Origin of the sequence: Bacillus cereus group sp. MYBK220-1 (assembly GCF_051916445.1) — a bacterium.
GTDB classification, from domain to species: domain Bacteria; phylum Bacillota; class Bacilli; order Bacillales; family Bacillaceae_G; genus Bacillus_A; species Bacillus_A cereus.
Window position 1 is genome coordinate 521890 of the sequence record NZ_JBQAGQ010000002.1, and the last position, 25548, is coordinate 547437.

Below are 25548 nucleotides of genomic sequence, written 5' to 3' on the forward strand. Positions count from 1 at the left end.
GACTGAATGAATGTATGTACAAAGTGCGGAGCTCAGTTTGAAGATGGTGTGCAATTTTGTCAAAACTGCGGGTCGAAGAGGGGACGTCCTGTAGTAAAGAAGAACATGAGCGGCGGTACAAAAGTTGGCATTACACTGTTAGCACTATTTGTTATAGTGATTATTGGCTTGTATTTGTACGGAGCATCGTATTATACGCAGGTGGCACAAGTAGACCGGATGATTACGATTTTACAAGAGAGGGACGGAGAGAAATTAGCTGAGATCGTTACGGCAGATGATCCATCGGTTATGATAACGAGAGAGAGTGTAAAGCCCCTATTTTCATATATAAAAGAAAATCCATCTTACGTAAATGAATTAAAAGGATATTTGAGACAAGGTGAAAAACAACGGGACGGAATAGAAAGAGCTGACTTTTCATTAACGAAAGACGGAAAGTATTTCTTTATATTTGATCGATATAAATTGAAAGCGAAGACGTACTATACAACTTTGCTTACAAATGAAAAAGGCGTATCGTTAAAAATGAACGGAAAAGAAATTGATAAGACAGATGACAAAAGGTTTGAGAAGCAATATGGGCCATTTCTTCCGGGAAATCAAGTGTTTCAATCAGATTATAAAAATGACTATGTAAAATTATCTCGTGAGGAAAAGGTTGTACTTATGAAACAGAGCCAAAATAACGTAACGATAGATTTAACGTTGCAAGGTCAATATATTACAGTTCAAACGAACGCGCCGGGTGCAACATTGTACGTAAATCAAAAACCGGTTACAGCGCTGGCAGGAGAAGAAATTACATGGGGGCCAGTAGCGACTGATGGAAGTGCGACGATTTATTTAGAACGAAATGGAGAAAGCGGACGGGAAACGACACAAGTAGAGACGGTAACGGCACTTTCGTCTTATAATCTTCCATTCCAAAAGAAAAGTACAGAAAAAACAGTTGTTTATAATGTTACTCCAACGCCCGCGACTGGGTATGTATATAATGGTTTCATCTTTCCTGATAGTGATATTCGAAAATTAACGAGCGCAGATTTAACATATTTATCGAAAGAGCAGTTGAAAATTGCTAGAAATGAAATATATGCAAGGCATGGACATATTTTTCAAACGAAAGATATGCAAGCGTATTTTGCAAAACAGTCTTGGTATAGAGAAAATCCTTATTTTAAAGGAAAGTTAACAGATATCGAAACTTATAATATTGAACTAATCAAATCAAGAGAATAGAACACAGGAAAAAAGGTACAGTGCATAACTGTACCTTTTTATGGTTTTTTATCTGAACCAGGATCCCTTGAGAAAAAGATATGAAAGAGAAATGTGACTTTACTTGCTCCTCCTGATGTACTTGCTTGCACATCAGATAAACCATTAGATGTTAAAACACCTTCAGAATGAGGGGGTACGACTATTTTGAGATTATCATCTGATTCTGATGATGCAGTAACTGTTATTGTATCATCAGATAAGTTCAAAATTTTTACAGTGCCGATTGGTAAGATGGACTTGCCAGCGTGTGATGCTGAAGCGAAGCGAGAGCCTTTCCAAATCGTTTGTGGGAAAGTCTCATCATTAGATAACCAAGCACGAGCACTATAGATGGTTGCGTTAATAGAGAATTCTTGATCAAGCGACAAGGCGGGTTTTGGTTCTTTCGGTTCCTCTGGAGTTTGAGCGAGAAGGCCGGCGCACATGTATGTTTCACCTACTTTCAATTGTTACTGTTATAGCATATTAAACATATTGTTTATAAGACACGACAGTTACCTATTCAAGCATAGGTTTGTGCACAAAATTTGAAGATGGAATTCTCTTTCTTTACAATGGAAGTAGGTGTTATTTCTATAAAATATGGAAAACGTAAAGAGTATGTAAAAAAAGAAGGAGTGGTAAAGTGAACTATGTCATTATTGGCGGAGATGCAGCTGGTATGAGTGCAGCGATGCAAATTGTTAGAAACGATGAAAATACAAATGTTGTAACTTTAGAAAAAGGTGAAATTTATTCATACGCTCAGTGTGGATTACCGTATGTCATTAGTGGTGCTATCGCTTCAACTGAAAAGTTAATCGCGCGTAACGTAAAGACGTTTCGTGAGAAATATGGAATTGATGCGAAAGTGCGTCATGAAGTAACGAAAGTAGATACGGAAAAGAAAATGGTGTACGCAGAGCATACGAAGACGAAAGATGTCTTTGAATTTCCGTACGATCGATTATTAATTGCGACTGGAGTGCGTCCTGTTATGCCAGAATGGGAAGGACGGGAATTACAAGGCGTTCATCTTTTAAAAACAATTCCTGATGCTGAGCGCATATTAAAAACGCTAGAAACGAATAAAGTTGAAGATGTAACGATTATTGGCGGTGGTGCCATTGGACTTGAGATGGCAGAAACATTCGTCGAACTTGGTAAGAAAGTAAGAATGATTGAGCGAAATGATCATATCGGTACGATTTATGATGCAGATATGGCAGAGTACATACATAAAGAAGCAGATAAACATCATATTGAAATTTTAACGAATGAAAATGTAAAAGCATTCAAAGGGAATGAACGAGTAGAAGCAGTTGAAACGGATAAAGGTACGTATAAAGCGGATCTTGTTTTAGTATCTGTCGGAGTGAAGCCAAATACTGATTTTCTTGAAGGGACAAATATACGTAAGAATCATAAAGGGGCAATTGAAGTAAATGCATATATGCAAACGAATGTGCAAGACGTATATGCAGCTGGTGATTGCGCAACACATTACCACGTTATAAAGGAAATTCATGATCATATCCCGCTCGGAACGACTGCCAATAAACAAGGGCGACTTGCTGGACTGAACATGCTGGATAAACGAAGAGCCTTTAAAGGTACGTTAGGTACAGGTATTATTAAATTTATGGATTTGACGCTTGCAAGAACAGGATTAAATGAAAAAGAAGCGAAAGGGCTACACATCCCGTATAAAACAGTTAAAGTAGATTCTACAAATATGGCGGGCTATTATCCAAATGCAAAACCACTTTACTTGAAATTATTATATCGATCCGATACGAAACAATTATTGGGCGGGCAAGTAATTGGAGAAGAAGGCGTAGATAAACGGATTGATGTGATTGCAATGGCACTTTTCAATAAAATGAGTATTCACGATTTAGAAGATGTCGACTTAAGTTATGCACCACCATATAACAGCGTTTGGGACCCAATTCAGCAAGCGGCAAGGAGAGCGGAATAGCACTTTTTAAAGTGCTATTTTTTTTACAATGAGGGAGTAAATAAAGTTTCACTTTATTTTGAATATACCCTTTCCCCTTGAAAACATATTACGTATCGCTTATATTTTCATATAGTATTTATTTTTTAAACGAAGCAATGAATGAACCAGGGGGCGCAGTATGGCAATTAACATGAAAACAATCGAAGAATGGATTGCTGAATCAAATGCAAGACATGAAGAAGACTTTGGACACGTTGTGGAAGAAATGAAAGAAGTATGTGTCGGACTTGATAACGCGACATTAATTTATACGAAAAATGTATTTTGTTTCGGTAAAAAAGTAGAAGTATTTTTCTTCTTCCAAGACCATGTCGTGATTGGACAAGAAAAAGACGAATATATTGAGATTGAAAAATTAAAGTATGATGACATTACAAATAGTAACTTAAAAACAAATGACAAAAATACTACGTTAGAATTAAAGTTTGCTAACGGACAATCTATCAATTTAGATAGTTTAAATGATAACTACGGTACGAAAAATTGGTTATTTGCTAGACAAATTAAGAGTATTTTTAAGTTAATCTAGTAAAAAAGCACGCCGATAGACGGCGTGCTTCTAACAATGCAAAGCCCCTTTTAACCAATTCCGCGCTCGATATGCCCCAACTGGAACTTGAATAAGAGATGTTTCATTCCCAGCATCTATTCCGTACAATTGATCACATGAATTTGTATCAAAACTAAGTAAAGGATGCCCGCCCATCCCCATCGCGGTCGCTGCAAAAACGAGTTTATGAACGAGTATACCTGCTTCCATTTGATGGATACGGTACCCTCTATAGCCTAATGCATTTGTATAATAATCTTTCTTTCCGACTACATGTAGGCAAAGTGGTACTTGAAAAAGGTTTACGTTATCCATCGTCATACTAGACTGAAGTGGGTAGCGAAGGTCTCCATATCGAATTGGTTGTATGGAATGTGTTTTACTGTTATAAGCGTAAGCTCCGTTTTCAATATTTTTCACGTTATAAAAACATCCATATAAGGAGACGCGTGTATTTTTATTTGTATACTTACCATCAAGGTCGTTGTAATAGGGGAAGGAGAGGCTCGCTTCTTGTAGTAAAGTAGCGAGCTCAGCTGCATCCCATTTCGTTAAAGTAAAGTCAGCATCAGGGGAATACCGTTTTCTGCAAAGTTGCAAGAAATCATAAGATAAACGCTCTACTTTCGGCAGTTGTACAGCATACTCATGATGTTGATAGTGCTCTTCATGAGCTAGTGTTTGGAAGTGTGCTGTCGATTCGATCATAGAAGCTTCATTTATTTTTGTTATCATCGGATATTCATCTACATGTTTTGAGCGAACGAAATGTTCATGTGCGAGCGGCGGAATTTGTTGCAACAACTCATGAGAAGTAACTGTTTTATTTTCACGGTAATCATTGTGAAACCAATTAGTTTCTGGCTCTGTACTTAAAGGAATAACGGCATACACACTTTCTTCACCTTCTGACAATCCGAGTAAATGGTTCAGTGCACGGTCTAGAAATTGAAAGTATACGCCGTTCGTATAACCGAACTGATTTGCACATTCTAGTAATTGTCCAATGAGAACCCCGCTATCTAATCCTTGAAGTCGATATGAAAAGTTATTGTATTTAAAGAAGTTTTTCCAAAACATAGTGGATACGAATGCAGCACCGAAACAATCCTGTATGTTACAGCGATTACCGAGTGCGTCTGCTAAATAAGAATCGAAATTTCCTTCGCGAAGTAAAATAAGTCGGTGATGCGCGGCGTCATAATGGTAAATGCCGTCTGGATAATCGTCAATCTTTAAATAGATATACAATTCATTCGGGTATAAGGCACCGCCTGAAGGAATGGATCTACGTAATACATTTCTCTCGCTATTTAGCTGACATAATTGTGTTACACCAAATGAATACCAAAGGTAGTGACCAATCTCATTTAGAGTAGGTGTAGTAGAAGAGTTCGATAAAGATAACGGGATTTCTAAGGAGAGCGGGATGGTAGGTACATTTCGATATAATTTATAAGGAAGCGGTGCGTCTTTCCAGTCCACCTCATGATTTGGCATAATTTCATCGATAGAGAAATGGAGATGATGTAAAAAAGTATCTAGCTGCATGAAATCCCTCCTTTACTATGGAAACGGATGTGGATGTGGATTTAATCTTTCATTTGTTAAAGGTTCGTCTGTATATCCAAGTGTCATCGGTACGGTATATACCCGGTCCAGTCCTGTAACCCGAGTAAGATGGTGTCCGAACGTCATCGGTAACATACCTGGAATAATAACTTTTACACAGTGTAGTCCGTTCTTTTCTATAAGGGGAACGGTTTGATCTACAACGATTACTTCAAGGTCAGATTGATGCAAACGATTTAAAAGTTGGTGGAGATCGGATGTTAAATCCATATCAAATGATTGTGATACATTTATTTCTTGGAACGTTTGCACCGGTGCATCTTCTCGTAAAAGGAAGTGAAGACGTTCTTCCGTTTCTTTCAATCCGTACAGCATACTATGGTCTTCCATTTTATTAACGAAATAAGGATCTTGTAAGCACTTTTCGTAGTATTCTCTTTTGTGCTCGAGCTCATCGTCTGTTATTAGTAACATGCCTGCTATTTCTTGAATGGCGCTTTTTAAGGCTCGAATAGGATCTAAATGAGCGCCTCCCGCACAAACAACGTTCATTCCATTTTCACGCGTATTTTTTGCAATTATCCATAAGCTCGGGATGCCGTGTTCCATCGTCGCATTAAAAGCGTGTAATTCATACCCGGTAATCGTACGTAACCGCTGGATCATTAATTGTAATTCTGTATCATTTGCTGAATTAAGATCAAGGCGGGGAAGAGGTAATTCGGCATACCAAGTGAGTAAGAAGGCATCACGCTCTACAATTTCTAAAATGCCGTGAAAAATCGCTTCTTCTAAACTACCGCCAATTGCACATCCATTTGATGTTTCATACACGAAAGCGTCTCGATGACCGAGGCTATAATAAGCAATTGATTCAGGAACTAAAAGCGGTCTGTTTTGTGATAAAGAATATCCCCATACCCAGTTTTGCTCATAATCAGGATCAAACGGTTTAAATGGAAAATTATCACGATTGTAATGTTCATTTGTATGTACACCGAGCGAGAGGGGATTTAGTGCATGTTCCTCTAAATCATGAAAACTACCATGCACATTTGTCTTTTTCCCGCGAGGCGACATACCGCAATATCGTTCTAAACCTTCTAAAATAGCAGTTGCTTCACTCACTGCAAATGAATGGGTTCGGCCTGCAACACCTTCATTTCCAAACATCAATGGCATGTTTATAATGACGTCAGCGAATGGTAATACAGAATGCTGCATTTTGCCGTTCAACATACCGACCCGATAATCTAAATAGTCTCTCGTTAAAAATGTGTTTAATTCATGAATGGAACGGCAGCGATACGTTTCGGTGCTTACTTTTAAACTCGGTTGTAAAGAAACTTCCGCCGCATCCGCAGTATCATCAGGTAAATTACTACATACAGGACAGAGAGGATCTGGAAGAAAAGAATGCCGCGTACATTGTAATGTTTGTAAGTTTAGTAAAATAAGTTCATTTTCTAAAGAAGAATGGTTATGAGTTAATATTTTTTCTGTTTCTGCGCAAATAAGATGGCACATTTGTAACATTCCATTTTGGGTGGCACGTACATCACGCCTCGTTACATTATCTGCTTTAAAGGCATATTTCCGCTGTAGTTCCCACATTTCTTTTTGATCAAAGCCAGCGATAAAACGGCGTCCATCAGAACAATGGGAACATCCGGGCGTAAGAGGATGAATGTAAGGACCGATAATACCTTCGCCAAATGAAGTAAAACCACGTAACCACGGAATATGATTTGACCGAAAAATTAGCTCAGCGTCATGATGAATAGTAGAAGGAGATCCGTCATGTAATACGAGAGCGAGATGAATATTTTCAGGAAGTTCTTCTGTAAGGGTATGCTGACGAATGATGGAATATTGTTTGCATAATTGATCATGTACATAGTCTGCAAGAAGGCCATCCCCTATAAGTAATATATTTTGAGTCATAGACCGTCCTCCTTTGCAATTAATACCCCATACACACCGTCTAAGTTTTCTTTCAAAAATGGTTCGATTGCTAAATCAAACACGAAGGGATAAAAATTATGTTCTTCTAAATGCTGTAAGGCAAGCTGTAAAGATTGCACACTTGGAATTTCTTCTTCCGCTTGTATTTCCACTCTAAAAGAATCCGTGTCATATAAAATAATAGATGATTCAGGCAAGATATTAGCTCTGTAAGGAGTCTCTTCACTTTGAATGTGTAGCAGTGATAGTTGTAGTGCGCTTCGTAACGCTAACGTCATATTAATATTAGATGCACCGTACCATCTATCATTTATACCAATCCAAATGACTGGAAAACTGAGAATCTCTTCACTCATTGCAATTTTAGGTGTTTCATGAATTGTAGCAAGAGCATCGTAATAAAATCTACAATGTTTATCGTGAATATCAGTTAAATCAATCGTTGTAAGTTCTTCTAGCATATGTGACTGTCGCTCATACAGTTTATTGTTTAAATGTTGTTGTAGTGCCCGGTAAAATCCTTCTGTCATCGTTTCTCCAGCACCGATACCGATATCGTTATGTTCAGGAATAAGGCGGTGAATGATTTCTGCTACATATGTTTCAATTCCTGTTAAACCGGCTTCTCGGCGTGCTTCATTATGAGTCAATCCACTGCAAGTCATAAGAGGCAGAAGGGGAGCTGGGCCATCTGATAGTGGAGTGGCTACTTGAATATAGCACTGTGATAACGGTAATTGATATGAATCTTGTTCATCCCATACATGGAATATACCGGCTTCTTTAGAAGTTAATGAGTCGAAAAAGCGGAATACATCAGTTGAAGTATGTTGGTTCGACCGATGCTCAAGTTTTTCAGAAAGATTTTCTATCGTATCAATTGTAAAACTTTCATCAGTTGCAAGAGGGTGTTTTATAAAAGGATGCCACGTTCCTTCAAGTGTTTCATAGTTTAATAAAAAGAATTGTGATTCTTTTTCACGATATGAATCATCCGCGACATGTTTAAACAATTCAAAAACGATTACATTTGCTAACATGGCAGATGTAATTTGTGAGAAGGAATCCGATGAATTTTCATTTTGCAAAGTCGTTTCATGTAGTCGATGCCATGCGGATTCCCAGCATTCATCACGGTTTTCCATTACGACAGGTCCAGCTATACCGAGTGTTGATAAACAAATAGCTGGTATAAAATTCTTTTTCGTTTCTCTACAAATAGTGTGAACTGTTTTTAAACCGTCAATGTCTCCGTTTTGAGAAACATATAAAATCCAATCAAAAGGTTCGAATACTTCATGCAAGGGACGGTCAATTGTAGTATCGATTTCTTGAAGGAGTACACTGTTATCAACTTCATATGCACGTTCTATTAGCTCATGTATTCTGTCATAGTTTGTTTCATCCCGATCTGTAACGAGGTAATAAAATGTAGGTAAACCAGATTCTAATAAAGAAGAAACTAAGGAAGTGAGCATATCCCCAGAACCAAGTACAAGGACATTTGCTCCGCGGTACGTTTCGAATTTTAAAGCACCTGAATGAGAATCGGCTTCTAAAAATTCAATTTGCGAAGCATATCTGTCGAGTAATGTACTGTTTAATTCATGAGGTGCATCTTGATTTGCATCACGAACGAAACCATTTTCATATAAAATCTCTCCAATTTCAAATACACGGTTTTGATAGGGGAGAGGGAGGCCATCGGTTATTTCGGCTAAAGAATAATTCCCGTTAAACATTGGCATTAATTTTTCAATCCAGTCATAAATTCCATCACCGTCCATACGAAATGAACTGGCGTTATTTCGAAAATAGACACCCCCGTTTGAATCGGGGAGGAAGAAAGTATCCTTATTTACTTTAAGTTTTGCATGAATTGGAAGGTTATTCATTTTAATCCTCCTTACGTTTAGGCATACATTATTACCTTATGTCATGAAATTTGTCCCGTATGAACACAATAAAAAAAGGCTGTAGAATGAATCATTCTACAGCCTTTAATAGATTTTTAATCTATCAACCTTCTAATAATAATGACTTTGGATCTTCAAGCATATCTTTAACAGCAACAAGGAAGCTAACTGCTTCTTTACCATCAACAATGCGGTGATCGTAAGATAAAGCAATGTACATCATTGGGCGGTTTTCCATACGCTCGTTATCAATTGCAACTGGGCGTACTTGGATTTTATGCATTCCTAAAATACCAACTTGAGGGCTATTTAGGATCGGTGTTGACATTAGAGAACCGAATACACCACCGTTTGTAATTGTAAATGTACCACCTTGTAGTTCTTTTAATGAAAGTTTGTTATCGCGTGCTTTTTTACCTAATTCACGAATTTCGCTTTCGATTTCAGCGAAGTTTAATTGGTTAGCATCGCGTACAACTGGAACAACTAATCCATCTGGAGCTGCTACTGCAATACCGATATCATAGAATTTTTTAATGATAAGCTCGTCACCTTGAATTTCAGCATTTAATAATGGGAATTGTTTTAATGCTGCAACAACTGCTTTTGTGAAGAATGACATGAAGCCAAGACGTACATCATGTTTTTTCTCGAAAGCATCTTTGCGTTCTTTACGTAATTCCATGATCGCACTCATATCAACTTCGTTAAATGTTGTTAACATTGCAGATGTTTGTTGAACTTCTACAAGACGTTTTGCAATTGTTTGACGGCGGCGGGACATTTTCACGCGCTCAACTGGTTTTTCGAATTCCGTTTTTGCAACTGGAGCAGGAGCTGGACTCTTTGGAGCAGCTGGTGCTTCTTTTGGTGCTGCAGCATGAGCTTGTACATCATGTGGTCTCACGCGTCCAAGTGGATCTGTACTACGTACGTCGTTTAAGTCGATTCCTAATTCACGAGCCATCTTTCTAGCAGCTGGTGATGCGATAGGACGGTTTGTATTTGGTAACCCTTGTAGTGTTGCAGTTTGCTCAGCACTTGGTGCCGCAGCTTTCGGTGCTTCAGCTGTTTCTTGTTTTGGTTGCTCAGCCACTGGTGCAGGTGTACTTACTGCAACTGGTGCTCCATTAGCATCTAAAATTGCGATAGTTGCGCCAACTTCAACTGTATCCCCAGGTTCGCCTAGTAACTTCGATACAATACCTGAATCTTCTGCAATGATTTCTACATTGACTTTATCAGTTTCAAGCTCAACAACGCTGCCACCTTTCTCAACTTTGTCGCCTACGTTGATAAGCCATTGTGAAATAGTTCCTTCAGTAATAGATTCTGCAAGCTCAGGTACTTTAATTTCGATCATTTTAAATGTCCTCCCCTTATTTGCCTAACGGTGTGTTTTTTCTTCTTTTGTCTTCGGTAATCTCCATTTGTTAGCCTGGCCTTGGGCAGAATATCTGCCCAAGGAACAAGCTAGAAACCTTCATTGTTACTTTTTAGTTGCTGTAAACTTCAATTTCTTGTTTATCTTGACGGAAGTTATACTTCACATCTAAAGCATGTGCAACAATTAGTTCTTGCTCAGCTTTGTGAGCGAATGGATCGCCGCCAGATGGACTAGAGCGATCAGGACGTCCAATGTAGCCTGTTTTCACTTTATCTCCAGCAAGTTCGAACAGAATTGGAGCCATGTAATGCCATGCACCCATATTACGAGGTTCTTCTTGAACCCAAATGATTTCTTCTAAGTTTTTAAAGCGTTTAATAATAGATTGAACTTTCTCAGCAGGGAATGGGTACAATTGCTCAATACGAACGACATGAACTTCGTCTAAGTTGTACTCATGTTTACCAGACTCGATTTCTGCTGCTAAGTCAATCGCCATTTTACCTGTGCTTAAAACAAGACGTTTTACTTTATTTGGTTTCATGCCAAGGTTTTCTTGTTCTAAAGCAGGTTGGAAACGTCCTTCGCTTAACTGACTAGCAGTTGAAAGCGTAAGTGGGTGACGTAATAAACTCTTCGGCGTCATCAATACTAATGGTCGAACAGCTTCTGTTCCTAAGATAGATGCTTGACGACGCAGGATATGGAAGTATTGTGCCGCACTCGTTAAGTTTGCAACTGTCCAGTTATTCTCAGCAGCTAGCTGTAAGAAACGCTCTGGACGTGCACTAGAGTGCTCTGGTCCTTGACCTTCATAACCGTGTGGTAATAGAAGAACTAAGCCAGATTTTTGACCCCATTTTGCTCTTCCAGCTGAAACATATTGATCAAATAATGCTTGCGCAGTATTTGAGAAGTCACCATATTGCGCTTCCCACATAACAAGAGTTTCTGGAGCGAATACGTTATAACCATATTCGTAACCAACAACAGCAGCCTCTGATAACGGACTGTTATGAACAGAGAACGATGCATTAATGTTTGGTAAGCGATGCAATGGTGAATATGTTTCGTTTGTATCAGTATCGTGTAATACGATATGACGGTGTGCGAATGTACCACGCTGTGAATCTTGACCAGTTAAACGAATTGGCGTACCTTCTTGTAAAATAGAAGCGAATGCTAACGATTCAGCAAGTGCCCATTCAATTTTACCATTTTCTTCAAGAGCATCTTTACGGCGCTCAAGAATTTTCTTCACTTTCGGATATACGTTAAATCCTTCCGGCCAAGATAGTAGACCTTCATTAATTGCACGAAGTGAGTCAATCTCAACACCAGTATCAATTGACTGAATACCTTTTGCAACAACATCTGGCACTTTAACGTGAATTGTTGCATCGCTCGTATCAGCTGGTGGTACTTGTGCATAGTCAGATTTTAATTGTTCTTGTGTAAACTGTGTAATTGTTTCAACCTCATCTGCATTTAGAACACCAGCAGCTTGTAATTGATCTGCATAAATTGCTCTTACAGTTGGATGGTTTTTAATTTTTTTGTACACTTGTGGTTGCGTAACTGCTGGATCATCCATTTCGTTATGACCGTAGCGGCGGTAACCAATTAAATCGATTAAGAAATCTTTTTTGAACAACATGCGATATTGAATTGCAAGGTTAGCAGCTGCAAGACAAGCTTCCGGATCATCAGCGTTCACGTGAACAATCGGAATATCGAAACCTTTTGCAAGGTCACTAGAATATTTCGTAGAACGAGAATCATAGCTATCAGTTGTAAAACCAACTGCATTGTTTGCGATAACATGAATCGTTCCGCCTGTTTGATACGCGTTCAATCTGCTTAAGTTGAGTGTCTCAGATACAATACCTTGACCAGGGAATGCAGCATCACCATGAACTAAAATTACGAATGATTTTGAAGTATCTTGATCTGGAAGACCAGATTTTTTACGATTCTCTTGAGCAGCACGTGCGAAACCTTCTACTACAGGATTCACGAACTCAAGATGACTCGGGTTATTTGCTAATGTCACGCGAGTGCTAACTTCTTCGTTACTAACGACTTGTTCTCTACCTAGGTGGTATTTCACATCGCCAGTCCAGCCAGAATTAGCCACTGCGCCTTCTATTTTTGCATGTTTGAACTCAGCAAACATGTGGCTATATGGTTTTTCTAATACGTGAGCAAGTACGCTTAGGCGACCGCGGTGAGCCATACCAATCATGACATCCTCAACGCCGTTTTTAGCACCTTCTAGAACAATTTCATCTAAAACAGGTACAAGCATATCAACGCCCTCGATAGAGAAACGTTTTTGCCCAACGAATGTTTTATGCAAGAATTGCTCGAAACCTTCAACAGCTGTTAAACGTTTTAAAAGAGCAGTTCGTTTTTTATTTGATAGTGGTTGACGCAATGAATTTGATTCCACCATTTGATGCAACCACGCGCGTTCTTCACTATCTTGTATATGAGAAAATTCATAAGCTAAAGATTTTGTATAAACGTCTTTTAATCTATGAATTACATCAAGTGCAGTGTGAATACCTTCTGGTGCATCTTGCCATACTGTTTTCGCTGGAATCGCTTTCAAGTCAGCATCGCTCAGTTCGCTCATTGCTTTCTCAAGAAGAGATTGTCCATTTGCAGCATCTTCCATCGGGTTGATGTGAGCCAACGTGTGCCCGAAAGAACGAATCTGCTCAACTAGTTGAACGACTTTAAGAATTTTTTCAATGTTACCTGTGTTTTGAGGAGAAAAATGTGTTGCTGTGTTGTCCCCTGTTACGACATCATCTTGAAACGAAGGAGCTCCAAAAATTTCAAAAAGCTCTTGTAATTCCGGATCAACAGAACCTGCTCCAGTTACGTAAAGATCATACTGTTCAATAACATAACCAAGGTTCGGACCGTGGAACTTGGCCCAAGGGTTTGTCGTTGTATTCTTCCTCGTCATTTGTTTAAACCTCCCAATGCATATAATCCTTTTCCATACAAAGGTGCATTTTGCTCTTTTTCAATAAGTAATGAATCAATAATCAATGTAAATGTTTTCTTTACTCTTATGTTATTACAATAATTTACATAATACCAAACACTATTACTTATCTGTTTTGTAAAAAAACATTCACAATAACTTATCACCCAAGTTAATCTTTCATGTTATAAAGTAATTTTACAGAAAAATGGGGTGGATATATTTGGTATGCCTATACTAATAGCTATAATTGTTGCATTTAAATATAGGTATAATAGTTAGAATGTTTCGATAAAATCAGTTTGAATTATGTATATTGAAATAATAAGCGCTTTCATAGATATTATACAACAATATAACGGAATATAGTATAAAAAATAAAAAATTATGAATTTATCGTAAACTTTATTTAGATAGTGTTAAATATTGAAAGGAAAGTGAAGGATTTCTACAAAAAAAGTTGCTAAACATAAAAAATGCTCCATAAACAGTTAGTTTCTATAAATATGACGAAAAACACCGTAAAACAAATAACGTATTTCGTGAAATAAAGAAATAAATGAAATATTTTAAAAGGATAAAACAAATATGGAGATATTAAATTTTAAAAAAAGAAGTGAGGAGATATAGTAACAGTTATTTACAGTGTTCCGTGTTTCGCTTCAAAATAGACGTGCTGAAATTGAAAAAAGTTTCTTCTATATAAATAGCGTGAATAATAATCAAAATATATGTAAAGGGAACTTGACGTAAAGTTTCCTTTACATATATACTCGGTATATGGAAGGAGGGAGAAATTTCCTTGGAAAATAAAATGGTCGAATACCGAAAAAAATTTGGACTATCTCAAGAAAAGTTGGCTGAGAAACTTGGAGTTTCCAGACAAACCATTATCTCAATTGAAAAAGGGAAATACGATCCATCACTTCCGCTAGCATTTGAAATAGCGAAAACATTTCAGACAACGATAGAACATGTATTTATTTATGAAGGAAAAGAAGAGGGGGAATAGGGATGAATTATTCACAAAAGTACTTTGTAATTATGGGGATTATTTTTCTATTTATGAGTGGATTTATGATATTAACAGGTATAATGACGCATTCTGCACCGCCAACCATAACGTATCCATTGCTTGGGATTATGATTATGAGTTTCTGTCTAAGCTACTTGCACCCGCAATTTAAAGAAAAAGACGAGCGAATGAAACTTATTCGTTATAAGGGAATGTTTGTAACCTTTTTTGCATTAACGGCATATTATCTTCTTTTCTCTATCGGCTTAAACTTAAAAATACTTACACTTTCTGCTACTGAATTATTAAATATACTTATGGCACTTACAATGAGTACAGTTTTTATCTCATTTGTTGTTTTATCAAAAAGATATTAAGATGGAAGAGAGAAAGGAAGATTAACATATGCAAATGATGTATGCTTTTGGCATTGGGCTTGTATTATTTTTAGCTGTATTCTTATTTATTCGTAAAGACGTTCAAGGCGGGACGTTAACGAAACGAGGATTTTATAAATTAATCGCCTGTTTAGTTGTTATGCTTATAGCGATTATTGTAATGATCGTTTTAATAAGTCAGTCACTATAGAATGTAAAAACGGAACCTTACTTCGGTAAGGTTTTTCTTTATTATTCAACCTAAAAAATACCATTAAATCCATTTGTTGTAAATAACTTATGTTATATAATCCAATGAAATGATAGATAAGGAGTGTAGTATATGAATAAAAAAACTATCTTCTATTTATTAACTTGTCTACTACTTGTAGCTAGTACTCCTTATATAATATGTAACAAAAGAGAACAAGTGCCACCTATATTAGTATGGGACGAACAAGAATATTATGTTACGAATGAACCTGCCAAAGTAGAAGAAGTTGGGCGAAAACTTGGCGAAGTAACAAGGGAAATTAAAACAAGTAAAAAACCTACTAAAAATAGAGAATCTAATACATTACAAGAGAAAACAGAAGTATTCACAATGATTGAGGAAGAAAAAAGTGAATATCCGCCTTTAATCATAAAGGAAGCTTATAGTGATGAATATAGGGTAGTGAGGCCGATGTCGAAGCAGGTATTGTGATGAAAAGGAGAATCTTTTGTAGACAGTAATTTAGTATTCGTGGTCGTTAAGAAAAATATTTGTCTTTTCCTCCTATCGGTGCCGTTTACATTTTGATGAATAGAGGAGCAATGCAAAAGAGAGATTTCATTTTATATTTATTATTTACTGCTATTAATATATCGCTTTGGTTATCGTTTATGATTTTTGATTGGAGTATGTGGATGGTAGTAGGGCATTATTTGTTTGGAGCAGTTGTTATTGTTTTTTCGAATATGAATAAGAGCTAAGCCAGCAACCTTAAAGTTGCTGGTTTTTATTTTGCTATTTATAATGAAGAAACAAATTTTTAATAGAGAGTAGTGGGCGTTATGAGATGGAAAGAGGGAACGTTTGAAAAAATAGACACGAATGACTCATCTGTTGAGCAACTTATAAACACGTTTAAGGAACAAAACTTAATTGGTGGAACAATAATAAGCTGTTTTAAAGTGCATAACGAAAATTTTTTTAAAGAAATACCACATTCGAAAGATGGACATGAGCACTTCTTTAGAAGAATCTTCAACTCTTTAGACATAATCAATAACTTAGAAGAGTTAAAAATACATACATCAGACAAATATAAGTTTCGTTTTAAAGAGCAGCTGGCAGTTATGCTTGATGGTAGCATTGCTGCGCAAATTTTGTGGGGCGGAGCATATGAAGGGTTTAAGGAACGACCAGTTATCGCAAAACAATTAGCAGTCAATGTATGTCAATATATGTTCCAAGATCGATACGAAGATATTAAAGTGTTCGAAAGCTATCGCCCTTGGACAGATTGGTTTTACGATGTTGCGTGGGATGTTACTTGGATGGTGTTAGATAGTAGGGAACAGAAAATGTGGTTCATTTGTGCTACGGATACAGATTGATAGAAGAGGGCCTTGTAGGAATGCTGCAAGGCCCTTTATCTTTTGGGAATTAATAGAAAACGAATCATATAAATGCTATACTAAAAAATGTTTGTAATGTCAGTTTCATAATATTGTATGATGCTGACTTACTAGAAAAGATAAGAGGAGAATGAGCGTGCAAAAGATAAAGAAATTATTGCTATTAATGATGGTAGTAGGATTAACAGCAGGTGTTTTAGCAGGGTGTGCAAATCCGAAAGATACTACAGAAGAATTTTTAACAGCGATACAAAAAGGTGATATAGAAAAAGCTCGTACATTTGTTGAGAGTGACAAGGAATTTAATAAACTAAATGAAAAAACAGATGATGCTGAGGCAAAAGCAATGCTAAGTGCAATTACAAAGAACTTTAAATTTGAAAAGCTAGAAGAAGTATCGAAAAAGGATGACAAAGCAGAAGTGAAAGTGAAAATTACATCTGCTGATCTATCCGTTGCTGTAACAAAAGCAGTGGGAGAAGTTATGCCAATGGCCTTCGCTAGCGCATTTAGCGAAGACAAAGAACAATCTGAAAAAGCGATCGAAAAAACAATGACCTCAACTATCATCAAAAACTTAACGGATAAAGATGCAGCAATGGCAACTCGCGAAGTTACATTGAACTTAAAGAAAGACAAAGATGGCGACTATAAAATCGTTGCTGACGATAACTTGAAAGAAGTATTGTTTGCCAATGCAAAGTCTTTGGAGAAGATGTTTGGTGGGAAGTAATTGAATGAGATAAAAAAGAGACACTATATCACGTAGAAGGTTGATATGGTGTCTCTTTTTTATATGACCCCGGAGAGGCTCGAACTCACGACCTCCACCCTGTCAAGGTGGCGCTCTCCCTGCTGAGCTACGGGATCCCAACTATAAATGTTACCATCAGCAATGTATTTTCATTTCATTCGTGTAATCGGAGGATTTGTACAATTTGTTGGGTATTGTAACATTTGATGTATTCCTATAATAGCAACAAACTTTAATGGTGTAAAGATGTAATTTTCTGAATATTTATATTCTAATTTTTGTATAAAAAAATAAGCCCCGAAGAGCTTATTTTAATAATAATATCAACGCAATTATCAATGATATTTTCAAAAATACAATCATAAATAATGGAGCTTGTTCATAAGCTATCGTCCTGTAACTGTCATTCCTGCTGTGTAAATTGTATCAATAGAACCGTCAGCGCCTTTTATTTCGACTTTATAACGATATGTTCCATCCTCATAAATATCATCGCCATATCCTGTGAAAGTTGCAATTTCATCATTGCTTCCAGCTGGGACCCATTGATTTTGCCAACGGAAGTTGGTTTCAAATTCTCCCCATCTATCGCCATATTTCTTTTCAAGGCTGACATTGTAATGAATTTCTTCAGCTCGGTCATTTGTAATTCTTGCAATTACGCTGTTACCAAAAGTAACTTGTGTAGAGTGTACCTGAACTGTAACACCGTTCACCGTTTCACCAGGACCACAAATGTAATGACAACCATCCCATTCGTCAGCATGTGCTTTTGGTGTTTCAATGTTCATAACCGTTAAACCGCCTAAAGCTAAAGCTCCTGTTAATAATACTTTACTAAATGTTTTCACTTGAAATTCCCCCTAAGTATATTCTCAATTCGTTCCATAGATATCACATTAAGTAGTTTTATAACATTAATCTAATCGAACGCTTTTTTTCTCGAGTGTATTCGCTATGAATCTTTCATCTTGTAGTAATCTAACCTCTACATATAATTTCATAGTTTTGATTCCATATATGTATCATGATTTACATAGAGCAAATCTGTTAATACGTTTTGGTTATTTGCTTATCCCACTACTCTTTATTACCTTTTATTGGTAAAACGTTGATTTTATTATATACCATTATTATCTATTTACAAGAGAAAACAATACTGTATGCAAAAATGCATAATAAAAAACACTACTTGTATTCTGAATTACAGAATACAAGTAGTGTTGGGTTTCAATTAATATTTGAGTGGAACTTAATGCTAATTTTTTATGCTTAACAGTATACATATATCATCGTTTATTAAAGTCATAATTGATAAACCTTGTCCAGGGGACGCTCTTCCTGCTGAGCTACAGAATCTTCAAAAGGGAAAGTATAAGCGATTATGCTAGTAATGGAGGGATAATGATAAGAAGAAAATTCAGTAAAAAGTAGTTTTTGAATGTAGCTGTTATATTATTTCCGGTATTTATCTAAAGGATTTTCATCGCTTAAATCAACAATTAAAGGGCATAAAAATAACAGTGGTAAAGCGGCGTTAGCTTGATGAAAAGTATCATTAGACATATATTGCCTCCCAAAACAATACGGACAATCTTTTTCAAATGTCACGAGTATTGACCATACATCTTTTACTTTCCACTTCGTTTTACAATACGTACAACGCGCCATTGAGTTCCTCCTCAGTTTAAGGTGTTTTCTAATATATTCTACTTTATTGTACGAAAGTCATTTGAATTTGATGTGGTAAAATGCAAAACAAGCCTAACCTCGTTCTACATTCAGGGAGGGGTTAAGCTTGTTTTAATTCCGTTCAATGTCTCTTTGTATCAGGCTGTTTATACATTGCCTAGATAGCTTCGTGTTAAATTCGGGAGAATAATTTTTCCATCTTTACTGTATTTTTCGAATAGCTCTGATAGGAGAAAAATAAAGTTTTTATACTGTTCGTCATTTTCTTTCGGAGCATAAGATGCTGATAAATTCCTTCCCAAAAACCCTTCATAATCAAAAAGTAAATCATTTTGATATTCTTTAAAATCATACTTTCCATCTTTAAAAAAGTTGTTAAATACTTCTGGAGTTTCATCTATTCCACCGCTAAAGCCTTTAAAGTTTGGACAGGTTTTCTGGCAAATTTCTGCATTCTCTTTAATAAGTGGACTAGTTAAATCTCTACTATTCCAAACAAGTGCAACATTTGCTTTTTGTTTTAAAATTCGTTGGCATTCGATTTTGAAAGCCTCTTTATCAAACCAATGAAATGCTTGGGCAACAGTTACTAAATCTACACTATTTTCTTTTAAAGTGGTATTTTCAGCAGTTGCTTTTATGGATTGAAAACGAGAATATAGTTTTAATGATTGCTCAGCCATCTTTCTCATATCATCATTTGGCTCAACTCCAATAACATGTAAACCACTTTCAAGCAGCTGGTGGCTAAATATCCCCGTACCTGAACCAATATCAGCCACAATCCGATTCCCTTTCAGTTGGTTAGCTGAAAGCAAGTAATCAATATATTCATTAGGATAACTAGGGCGATATTTTGCATATATATCGGCCCTGTCAGTAAAATTTTCTGTTGTTTTCACAGTACTACCTTCTTTCTTACGATATGATGTACAGAAATAGAAATTAAATATGAATTCAGGCATCAGTCTTTAAGTCTACAACTTAAGAATCCAGCTAAATAGAGGGCCTCAGTTTCTTTATTCAAATATCCTTTATCCGTTTAGTATACTATTTTAGATAATATCTTCCAAAAGACTAGAATGGCTTACTCAATTATGTTTTAAAGTGTATATTTTTATGGATTTATTTAATAATTTATGAGCGATTGTATGTCGTATTACGTTTACGTAGGTAAGAGATTTTCATTTTTGCTATTTAAATTGGCCAATATATCCTTTTTACAATTTACTGAAAATCATGTATAACAGAGATACATGATTATTTTATCTCGCTATTTGCGGGCAGTAAGATCCCTTACCTCGAAATTCAGCAAAAGTAAAGAAGTTAGGTTCGGGTCGGAATGCCCGTAAAAGTCCGATTCGTGAGGGTTGATGAAAGTTTCACTTTATAAATATTCAGAAGTAGAGGGAGAAAAGTTGTAATGGTAAGAAAAACGTTCAAGATGCGCGTGTCTAAAAATAGAACGATTTCGATTAATGGATCGATTCTTGATGTGGATGTTACACATGATGAATTTTTACAAGAGTTTGTTGAGTGGGTCGATTCTAAAGGTTGGTCGTTTATGGGAATAACAGATGAGATTACGCCCGAGGAAGCTAGTCAAAAGTTAATAGATTCGTTGATTGATGAGAAGGATAAGAAAGAGTAATTCCTTCTTATTTTTATTGTATATTTATGTTCTTTATCGTAAAAGTATGATATAGTAAAAAATAGTGAAATTTCTTCCAATATAATACAAATTACATATGATTGGTAGATTTATTATTTTGTTAAGGAGTAAATGGAAAAGGGAGAGTCATATGGTAAATTTTAAGAAAATTTTGGTTTTTATTACAGTTATTTGTTCGTTTTTTTTGACGCCCATAACATTGCGTGCTGAGACGAATATTGGAGTAAATCCAGAACAAGTTGCACCACCACCTGCGGAAGGACCGAATGTTTTTAGTCAGTTTGCAACGACAATTGATGCGAAAACAGGAGATGTTTTGTATGATAAAAACGCATATCACCGAGCATATCCTGCTAGTACGACGAAGGTGTTAACAGCGATTTTACTCATGGAGCATACAAAGCCAGAGGATCAATTTACATTTTCACAATTAGCATTAGATCAAGAGAAGAGTAATTATCAAATTGAGTTTCAACCTGGAGAGACAATTAATAGAAATACTGCGCTTATGATTTTAATGGTGCTGAGTGCGAATGATGTGTCGTATGCGATTGCGGAGCGGATTGGCGGGAGTGTTGAGAATTTCGCTAATATGATGAATGAGAAAGCGAAGCAATTAGGAGCGAAAGATAGCCACTTTGTAACACCGAATGGATTGCATGATCCGAACCATTATACGACGCCGTATGATATGGCTATGATTACGAAGGGTGTGCAAAAGTATCCTGAAATTTTACAAGCGATGAATACGAAAAGAACGACAGTTACGACGTCTAGGCAGACGGTGTCTATTTTTAATAAATCTAATTTTTTTGAAAATCCATATAGCATTGGCGGTAAGACAGGGTTTACGAATGAAGCACGTAATACACTTGTTTTATTAAATGAGAAAGATGGAAATCGTATTATAAGCGTAGTAATGGCTTCTCAAAGACCTGAAATTTATGAAGATTTGAAGCAGATGGCGGAATATTCTTTCGGTCAATTTACGAAGCAAATGGTGCTTGATAAACATAATTGGCATCAAAAAACAACATATTTAAATAAAGATGTTAATTCTGAGTTGGAACAAAGTGCGGAGCTTATGCTTAAGAAAGATGAAGGGAAAAATGTGAAAACTATTTTCCGGGCGGCTTCATTAGATAAAGAATCTTTATATCATAAAGGAATACATCGTGGTGAGGTAGTTGGTGCAGTTGATATTACGAAAAATAATCAAACAATTGCGACGGTAAATGTTCTTTCAACAGAAGATGTCACTTTTACGATGCCTAAAAAAGATACAACTATGCCTGAAGTAAAAGACTCAAATGTGAAAGTAATAAGTGTTGGGATAGGTGCGATTATATTATTTGGAGCAATTTTATATGTAGTGTTGCGCCGAAATACAAAAGGAATGAAATCAGAAGGTAAATAAATTACTAATAAAAAGACTGTGTAAAATTTTGGCACAGTCTTTTTTATATATCTTAAATAACTAATAATTGTAAATTTTCTTATTGCAATAACTTAAAGTTCGTTATATCATTTACTTGTGTTCTTGTTAAAGAACAAAGTGGATATTGCATACTTCAAATAATATAAAACAACGGAGAGGGAGAGAGACGATGAAATTAATATGGAAGATAATTAGCAACGCGATCTCATTTGTTTTATTTGCATTGATGGTTTTTTTAGCTTTTGTAGTTATTTCTTCAAAAGCAAGCGGTGGTGATCCGACAGTGATGGGATATCAATTTAAGAGCGTTCTTTCAGGATCAATGGAGCCGACGTTTTTAACAGGATCAATCATTGCAATAGAACCAAACAAAGATGGTTCTAAATATCAAAAAGGTGATGTTATTACCTTTAAAGAGAAAGATCAAAAAATTATCACTCACCGTATTATCGGTGTGAAAGATACAAATGGAAAAGTAATGTATGAAACAAAAGGGGATAACAACAATGGACCAGATTTAGAGCCAGTACTTGCAGAAAATGTAGTTGGAAAGTATGCAGATATTACAGTTCCGTATGTTGGTTATTTACTGAATTATGCGAATTCAAAAGCGGGAGCAGCATTGCTTCTTATTATTCCAGGAGTCTTTTTGCTTGGTTATTCCGCTATTTCTATTTTTGGTGCTATTCGTAGCATTGACGGAGAAAAGAAAGATAAAAAAGTAGAACAATCCGTCTAGTTCGTTTGGTTATACTTTCCGTTTAGGAAGTTAACAAATATATATTAAGGGGATATGGACATGACTTTAAAGAAAAAATTAGGAATGGGTATTACATCAGCAGTATTAGGAGCAGCTTTAGTTGGTGGAGGAACATTTGCATTTTTCAGTGATAAAGAAGTGTCAAACAATACATTTGCGGCTGGAACACTGGATTTAGCATTAAATCCATCAACAGTTGTTAACGTATCGAATTTAAAACCTGGGGATACAATTGAAAAAGAATTTAAACTAGAAAATAAAGGTTCTTTAGATATTAAAAAGGTTCTACTGAAAACAGATTATAATGTAGAAGATGTAAAGAAAGATAATAAAGATGATTTTGGTAAACATATTAAAGTAACATTCTTAAAAAATGTAGATAAGCATGAGACAATTGTGAAACAAACTACTTTAGATAAATTAAAAGGTGACACACTTACAGCTGTAGATAATGATTTATCGGCTTGGTTCTGGGATGAAAAAGGTATTTCAGCAGGTAAATCTGATAAATTCAAAGTGAAATTTGAGTTCGTTGATAATGGAAAAGATCAAAATCAATTCCAAGGCGATAAGTTACAATTAAATTGGACGTTTGATGCACAACAAACAGCAGGTGAAGAAAGATAATAATAAAAAGGGCTATCACATGGATAGCCCTTTTTCTATTTTTCTAGTATTTGTCTATCAATTTTAATAGTTCTTTACTATAATATAGATAATGTTCTGTATAAAGAACGTAATGTTCGATGGGAGAGATTAAGATGCTGAAAAGACCGCGTAATTTTAAAAAGATGCTTATATTGCCGTGTATGTGTTCTATTACGTTTTATTTAGGATCTCAAATTATGACGCATACAGAAGCGGCGTTCATTCATGAAACGAAAGTAGAAGCGACGCTTTCTACAGCAATTATATTTCCGAAAACAGTTAATACGTTAAAAGAGCAATCTGAGAAACATAAACAGTTTATTGAGCGTGAGTATGGAACGATGAAGGGGAAATTGAAAGCAACTTCTATTGAAGAAATAAAACAGGCGATTTCTGTATGGCAACAAGGGCGTGAGAAAATTGTTGCTGAGAAGGAAGCTCTGCAAAATGTATATACTGAAATAGAAGCTCCTTACAATCAAATACAAGAAGAATTAAAGGTAAATAAAGATGAGTCGATGCAGCAAGTGTCCATATATGTAAATGAAGGCTTTCGCAGTATCAAAGAGAAGCGTGACTATATTGAGAAAGAAATTAGCTTGAAAGCTATTGATGAGCAAATTCAGGCTCTTCAGCAACAATTAAACGTTGCAATTGAAGCGGAAGGACAAAAGAAAGTAGAAGAACAAAAGAAAGCCGAAGAACAAAAGAAAGTAGAAGAACAAAAGAAAGCCGAAGAACAAAAGAAAGTAGAAGAACAAAAGAAAGCCGAAGAACAGAAGAAAGTAGAAGAACAGAAGAAAGTAGAAGAACAGAAGAAAGTAGAAGAACAGAAAAAAGTAGAAGAACAGAAAAAAGTAGAAGAACAGAAAAAAGTAGAAGAGCAAAAGAAAGCGGAGGAACTGCTTTAGTGAAACAGCTAGAAAACAAGAATGTGGTGTAAGAGAGAGTGAACGAATAAGCAAGACTAGTAATATTTATACGAGTGTGAGGGAACGTTAGCCCTCACCTCTTTGTTTTTCTTTTTTCTTATAGTATTAAATGATTTGAGTGTGAAAAAAGTTATAAATTATCATCATTTTTTTCTGAAAAGTCTAAATAATATTGAGAAATAAAAATAACTGAAAATATTAATAAATATGTGTTGTGTTTATATAGGGTTGTTCGTTATAATGAACATAAGGTTTTTAAAAAAGAACACATATTAGCTAAGCTAATATAGTTTTCTTTACATCTCTTATTGAAAAATAAGTGATAAAAATATAAAAAAAAGCTAGGGGGAATTGATTGTGAGTCTGAAAAAGAAATTAGGTATGGGAGTTGCATCAGCAGCATTGGGGTTAGCTTTAATTGGTGGAGGAACATTTGCATTCTTTAGCGATAAAGAAGTATCAAACAATACATTTGCAGCTGGGACGTTAGACCTTACATTAAACCCTAAGACGCTTGTAGATATTAAAGATTTAAAACCAGGGGATTCTGTTAAGAAAGAGTTCTTATTACAAAACAGCGGTTCGTTAACTATTAAAGATGTTAAATTAGCAACAAAGTATACTGTTAAAGATGCAAAAGGTGATAATGCTGGTGAAGACTTTGGTAAGCACGTTAAAGTAAAATTCCTTTGGAACTGGGATAAACAAAGTGAGCCTGTATACGAAACAACTTTAGCAGACTTACAAAAAGTTGATCCAGATCTTTTAGCTAAAGACATCTTTGCTCCTGAGTGGGGAGAAAAGGGTGGATTAGCAGCTGGTACAGAGGATTATCTATGGGTACAATTTGAATTTGTAGATAATGGAAAAGATCAAAATATCTTCCAAGGTGATACATTGAATTTAGAATGGACATTCAATGCTAACCAAGAAGCTGGGGAAGAAAAATAATAAAAAAGCGGG

General features: G+C 35.9%; 24 protein-coding genes, 1 tRNA gene and 1 pseudogene. 16 read left to right on the forward strand and 10 right to left on the reverse strand.

The features are described from left to right. Positions 1-6: 6 nt before the first annotated feature. Positions 7-1242, forward strand: coding sequence for a TcaA 3rd/4th domain-containing protein (locus ACTFRU_RS09565; protein ID WP_440037619.1), 1236 nt, complete (start codon positions 7-9; stop codon positions 1240-1242). 38 nt (positions 1243-1280) lie between these two features. Here the strand turns inward: ACTFRU_RS09565 and ACTFRU_RS09570 are convergent, their stop codons facing one another. Beyond that, a complete protein-coding gene (locus ACTFRU_RS09570; RefSeq protein ID WP_000332414.1) occupies positions 1281-1709 on the reverse strand; it encodes a hypothetical protein in 429 nt (142 codons plus the stop codon). A gap of 200 nt (positions 1710-1909) precedes the next feature. On the opposite strand from ACTFRU_RS09570, the gene ACTFRU_RS09575 reads away from it, so the two are divergent. Both ACTFRU_RS09575 and ACTFRU_RS09580 read left to right on the forward strand, forming a co-directional pair. Further along, positions 1910-3244 carry a CoA-disulfide reductase gene (locus tag ACTFRU_RS09575; RefSeq protein WP_440037620.1) on the forward strand — a complete coding sequence of 445 codons (1335 nt, stop codon included), beginning with the start codon at positions 1910-1912 and terminating at the stop codon, positions 3242-3244. A 160-nt stretch (positions 3245-3404) separates the two neighbouring features. Further along, a complete protein-coding gene (locus ACTFRU_RS09580) occupies positions 3405-3815 on the forward strand; it encodes a DUF3908 family protein (RefSeq protein WP_000996781.1) in 411 nt (136 codons plus the stop codon). Positions 3816-3845: 30 nt separating this feature from the next. Here ACTFRU_RS09580 and ACTFRU_RS09585 read toward each other — a convergent pair whose 3' ends face one another. The 5 genes from ACTFRU_RS09585 to odhA form a co-directional block, all read right to left on the reverse strand. Then, positions 3846-5387 (reverse strand): SagB family peptide dehydrogenase, encoded by a 1542-nt coding sequence (locus tag ACTFRU_RS09585; protein ID WP_001175550.1) that lies wholly within the window; start codon positions 5385-5387, stop codon positions 3846-3848. 15 nt (positions 5388-5402) lie between these two features. Beyond that, positions 5403-7352, reverse strand: coding sequence for a TOMM precursor leader peptide-binding protein (locus tag ACTFRU_RS09590; protein WP_440037621.1), 1950 nt, complete (start codon positions 7350-7352; stop codon positions 5403-5405). Beyond that, positions 7349-9268: a putative thiazole-containing bacteriocin maturation protein gene (locus tag ACTFRU_RS09595; protein ID WP_001061566.1), complete on the reverse strand. Its 1920-nt coding sequence runs from the start codon at positions 9266-9268 to the stop codon at positions 7349-7351. The genes ACTFRU_RS09590 and ACTFRU_RS09595 overlap by 4 nt, the downstream gene beginning before the upstream one ends. Positions 9269-9392: 124 nt before the next feature. Beyond that, entirely contained in the window at positions 9393-10652 is a 1260-nt protein-coding gene (gene odhB / locus ACTFRU_RS09600) for a 2-oxoglutarate dehydrogenase complex dihydrolipoyllysine-residue succinyltransferase (RefSeq protein WP_000569922.1), read from the reverse strand. 133 nt (positions 10653-10785) lie between these two features. After that, positions 10786-13653 carry a 2-oxoglutarate dehydrogenase E1 component gene (gene odhA, locus ACTFRU_RS09605; RefSeq protein ID WP_000197161.1) on the reverse strand — a complete coding sequence of 956 codons (2868 nt, stop codon included), beginning with the start codon at positions 13651-13653 and terminating at the stop codon, positions 10786-10788. Positions 13654-14476: 823 nt separating this feature from the next. On the opposite strand from odhA, the gene ACTFRU_RS09610 reads away from it, so the two are divergent. The 7 genes and pseudogenes from ACTFRU_RS09610 to ACTFRU_RS09640 all read left to right on the forward strand — a co-directional run bounded on the left by ACTFRU_RS09610 (position 14477) and on the right by ACTFRU_RS09640 (position 17422). Further along, a complete protein-coding gene (locus ACTFRU_RS09610) occupies positions 14477-14686 on the forward strand; it encodes a helix-turn-helix transcriptional regulator (protein ID WP_000428506.1) in 210 nt (69 codons plus the stop codon). Positions 14687-14688: 2 nt separating this feature from the next. Next, entirely contained in the window at positions 14689-15066 is a 378-nt protein-coding gene (locus ACTFRU_RS09615; protein WP_006916750.1) for a hypothetical protein, read from the forward strand. Positions 15067-15094: 28 nt separating this feature from the next. Beyond that, positions 15095-15277 carry a DUF3976 domain-containing protein gene (locus ACTFRU_RS09620; RefSeq protein ID WP_001178291.1) on the forward strand — a complete coding sequence of 61 codons (183 nt, stop codon included), beginning with the start codon at positions 15095-15097 and terminating at the stop codon, positions 15275-15277. 132 nt (positions 15278-15409) lie between these two features. After that, complete coding sequence (locus ACTFRU_RS09625; protein WP_001036579.1) at positions 15410-15772, forward strand: hypothetical protein; 363 nt, start codon at positions 15410-15412, stop codon at positions 15770-15772. A 55-nt stretch (positions 15773-15827) separates the two neighbouring features. Next, a pseudogene (locus tag ACTFRU_RS09630) lies at positions 15828-16041 on the forward strand (hypothetical protein). Between the two features lie 81 nt (positions 16042-16122). After that, entirely contained in the window at positions 16123-16668 is a 546-nt protein-coding gene (locus ACTFRU_RS09635) for a hypothetical protein (RefSeq protein WP_001267333.1), read from the forward strand. Between the two features lie 157 nt (positions 16669-16825). Continuing rightward, on the forward strand, positions 16826-17422 hold the full coding sequence (locus ACTFRU_RS09640; RefSeq protein WP_001169480.1) for a hypothetical protein: 597 nt from the start codon (positions 16826-16828) through the stop codon (positions 17420-17422). Between the two features lie 64 nt (positions 17423-17486). Here ACTFRU_RS09640 and ACTFRU_RS09645 read toward each other — a convergent pair. The 4 genes from ACTFRU_RS09645 to ACTFRU_RS09660 form a co-directional block, all read right to left on the reverse strand. Further along, a tRNA-Val gene (locus ACTFRU_RS09645) sits at positions 17487-17559 on the reverse strand. A gap of 270 nt (positions 17560-17829) precedes the next feature. Next, complete coding sequence (locus ACTFRU_RS09650; RefSeq protein WP_000847516.1) at positions 17830-18294, reverse strand: hypothetical protein; 465 nt, start codon at positions 18292-18294, stop codon at positions 17830-17832. Positions 18295-18898: 604 nt separating this feature from the next. After that, a complete protein-coding gene (locus tag ACTFRU_RS09655) occupies positions 18899-19114 on the reverse strand; it encodes a hypothetical protein (RefSeq protein ID WP_000090222.1) in 216 nt (71 codons plus the stop codon). Positions 19115-19281: 167 nt separating this feature from the next. Continuing rightward, positions 19282-20037 (reverse strand): class I SAM-dependent methyltransferase, encoded by a 756-nt coding sequence (locus tag ACTFRU_RS09660; RefSeq protein ID WP_000858661.1) that lies wholly within the window; start codon positions 20035-20037, stop codon positions 19282-19284. 521 nt (positions 20038-20558) lie between these two features. Between ACTFRU_RS09660 and ACTFRU_RS09665 the strand changes: the two genes are divergently transcribed. The 6 genes from ACTFRU_RS09665 to calY all read left to right on the forward strand — a co-directional run bounded on the left by ACTFRU_RS09665 (position 20559) and on the right by calY (position 25536). Next, positions 20559-20786, forward strand: a complete 228-nt coding sequence (locus tag ACTFRU_RS09665) for a hypothetical protein (RefSeq protein ID WP_000251856.1) — start codon at positions 20559-20561, stop codon at positions 20784-20786. Positions 20787-20937: 151 nt separating this feature from the next. Next, positions 20938-22224, forward strand: coding sequence for a D-alanyl-D-alanine carboxypeptidase family protein (locus ACTFRU_RS09670; RefSeq protein ID WP_000247031.1), 1287 nt, complete (start codon positions 20938-20940; stop codon positions 22222-22224). 190 nt (positions 22225-22414) lie between these two features. Then, positions 22415-22984: a signal peptidase I SipW gene (gene sipW / locus ACTFRU_RS09675; RefSeq protein WP_000767792.1), complete on the forward strand. Its 570-nt coding sequence runs from the start codon at positions 22415-22417 to the stop codon at positions 22982-22984. Between the two features lie 60 nt (positions 22985-23044). Next, positions 23045-23632, forward strand: a complete 588-nt coding sequence (locus ACTFRU_RS09680) for a CalY family protein (RefSeq protein WP_000172852.1) — start codon at positions 23045-23047, stop codon at positions 23630-23632. 134 nt (positions 23633-23766) lie between these two features. Then, positions 23767-24564, forward strand: coding sequence for a DUF4047 domain-containing protein (locus tag ACTFRU_RS09685; RefSeq protein ID WP_440037622.1), 798 nt, complete (start codon positions 23767-23769; stop codon positions 24562-24564). 378 nt (positions 24565-24942) lie between these two features. Further along, complete coding sequence (calY, locus tag ACTFRU_RS09690) at positions 24943-25536, forward strand: biofilm matrix protein CalY (RefSeq protein WP_000053714.1); 594 nt, start codon at positions 24943-24945, stop codon at positions 25534-25536. Positions 25537-25548 lie beyond the last annotated feature (12 nt).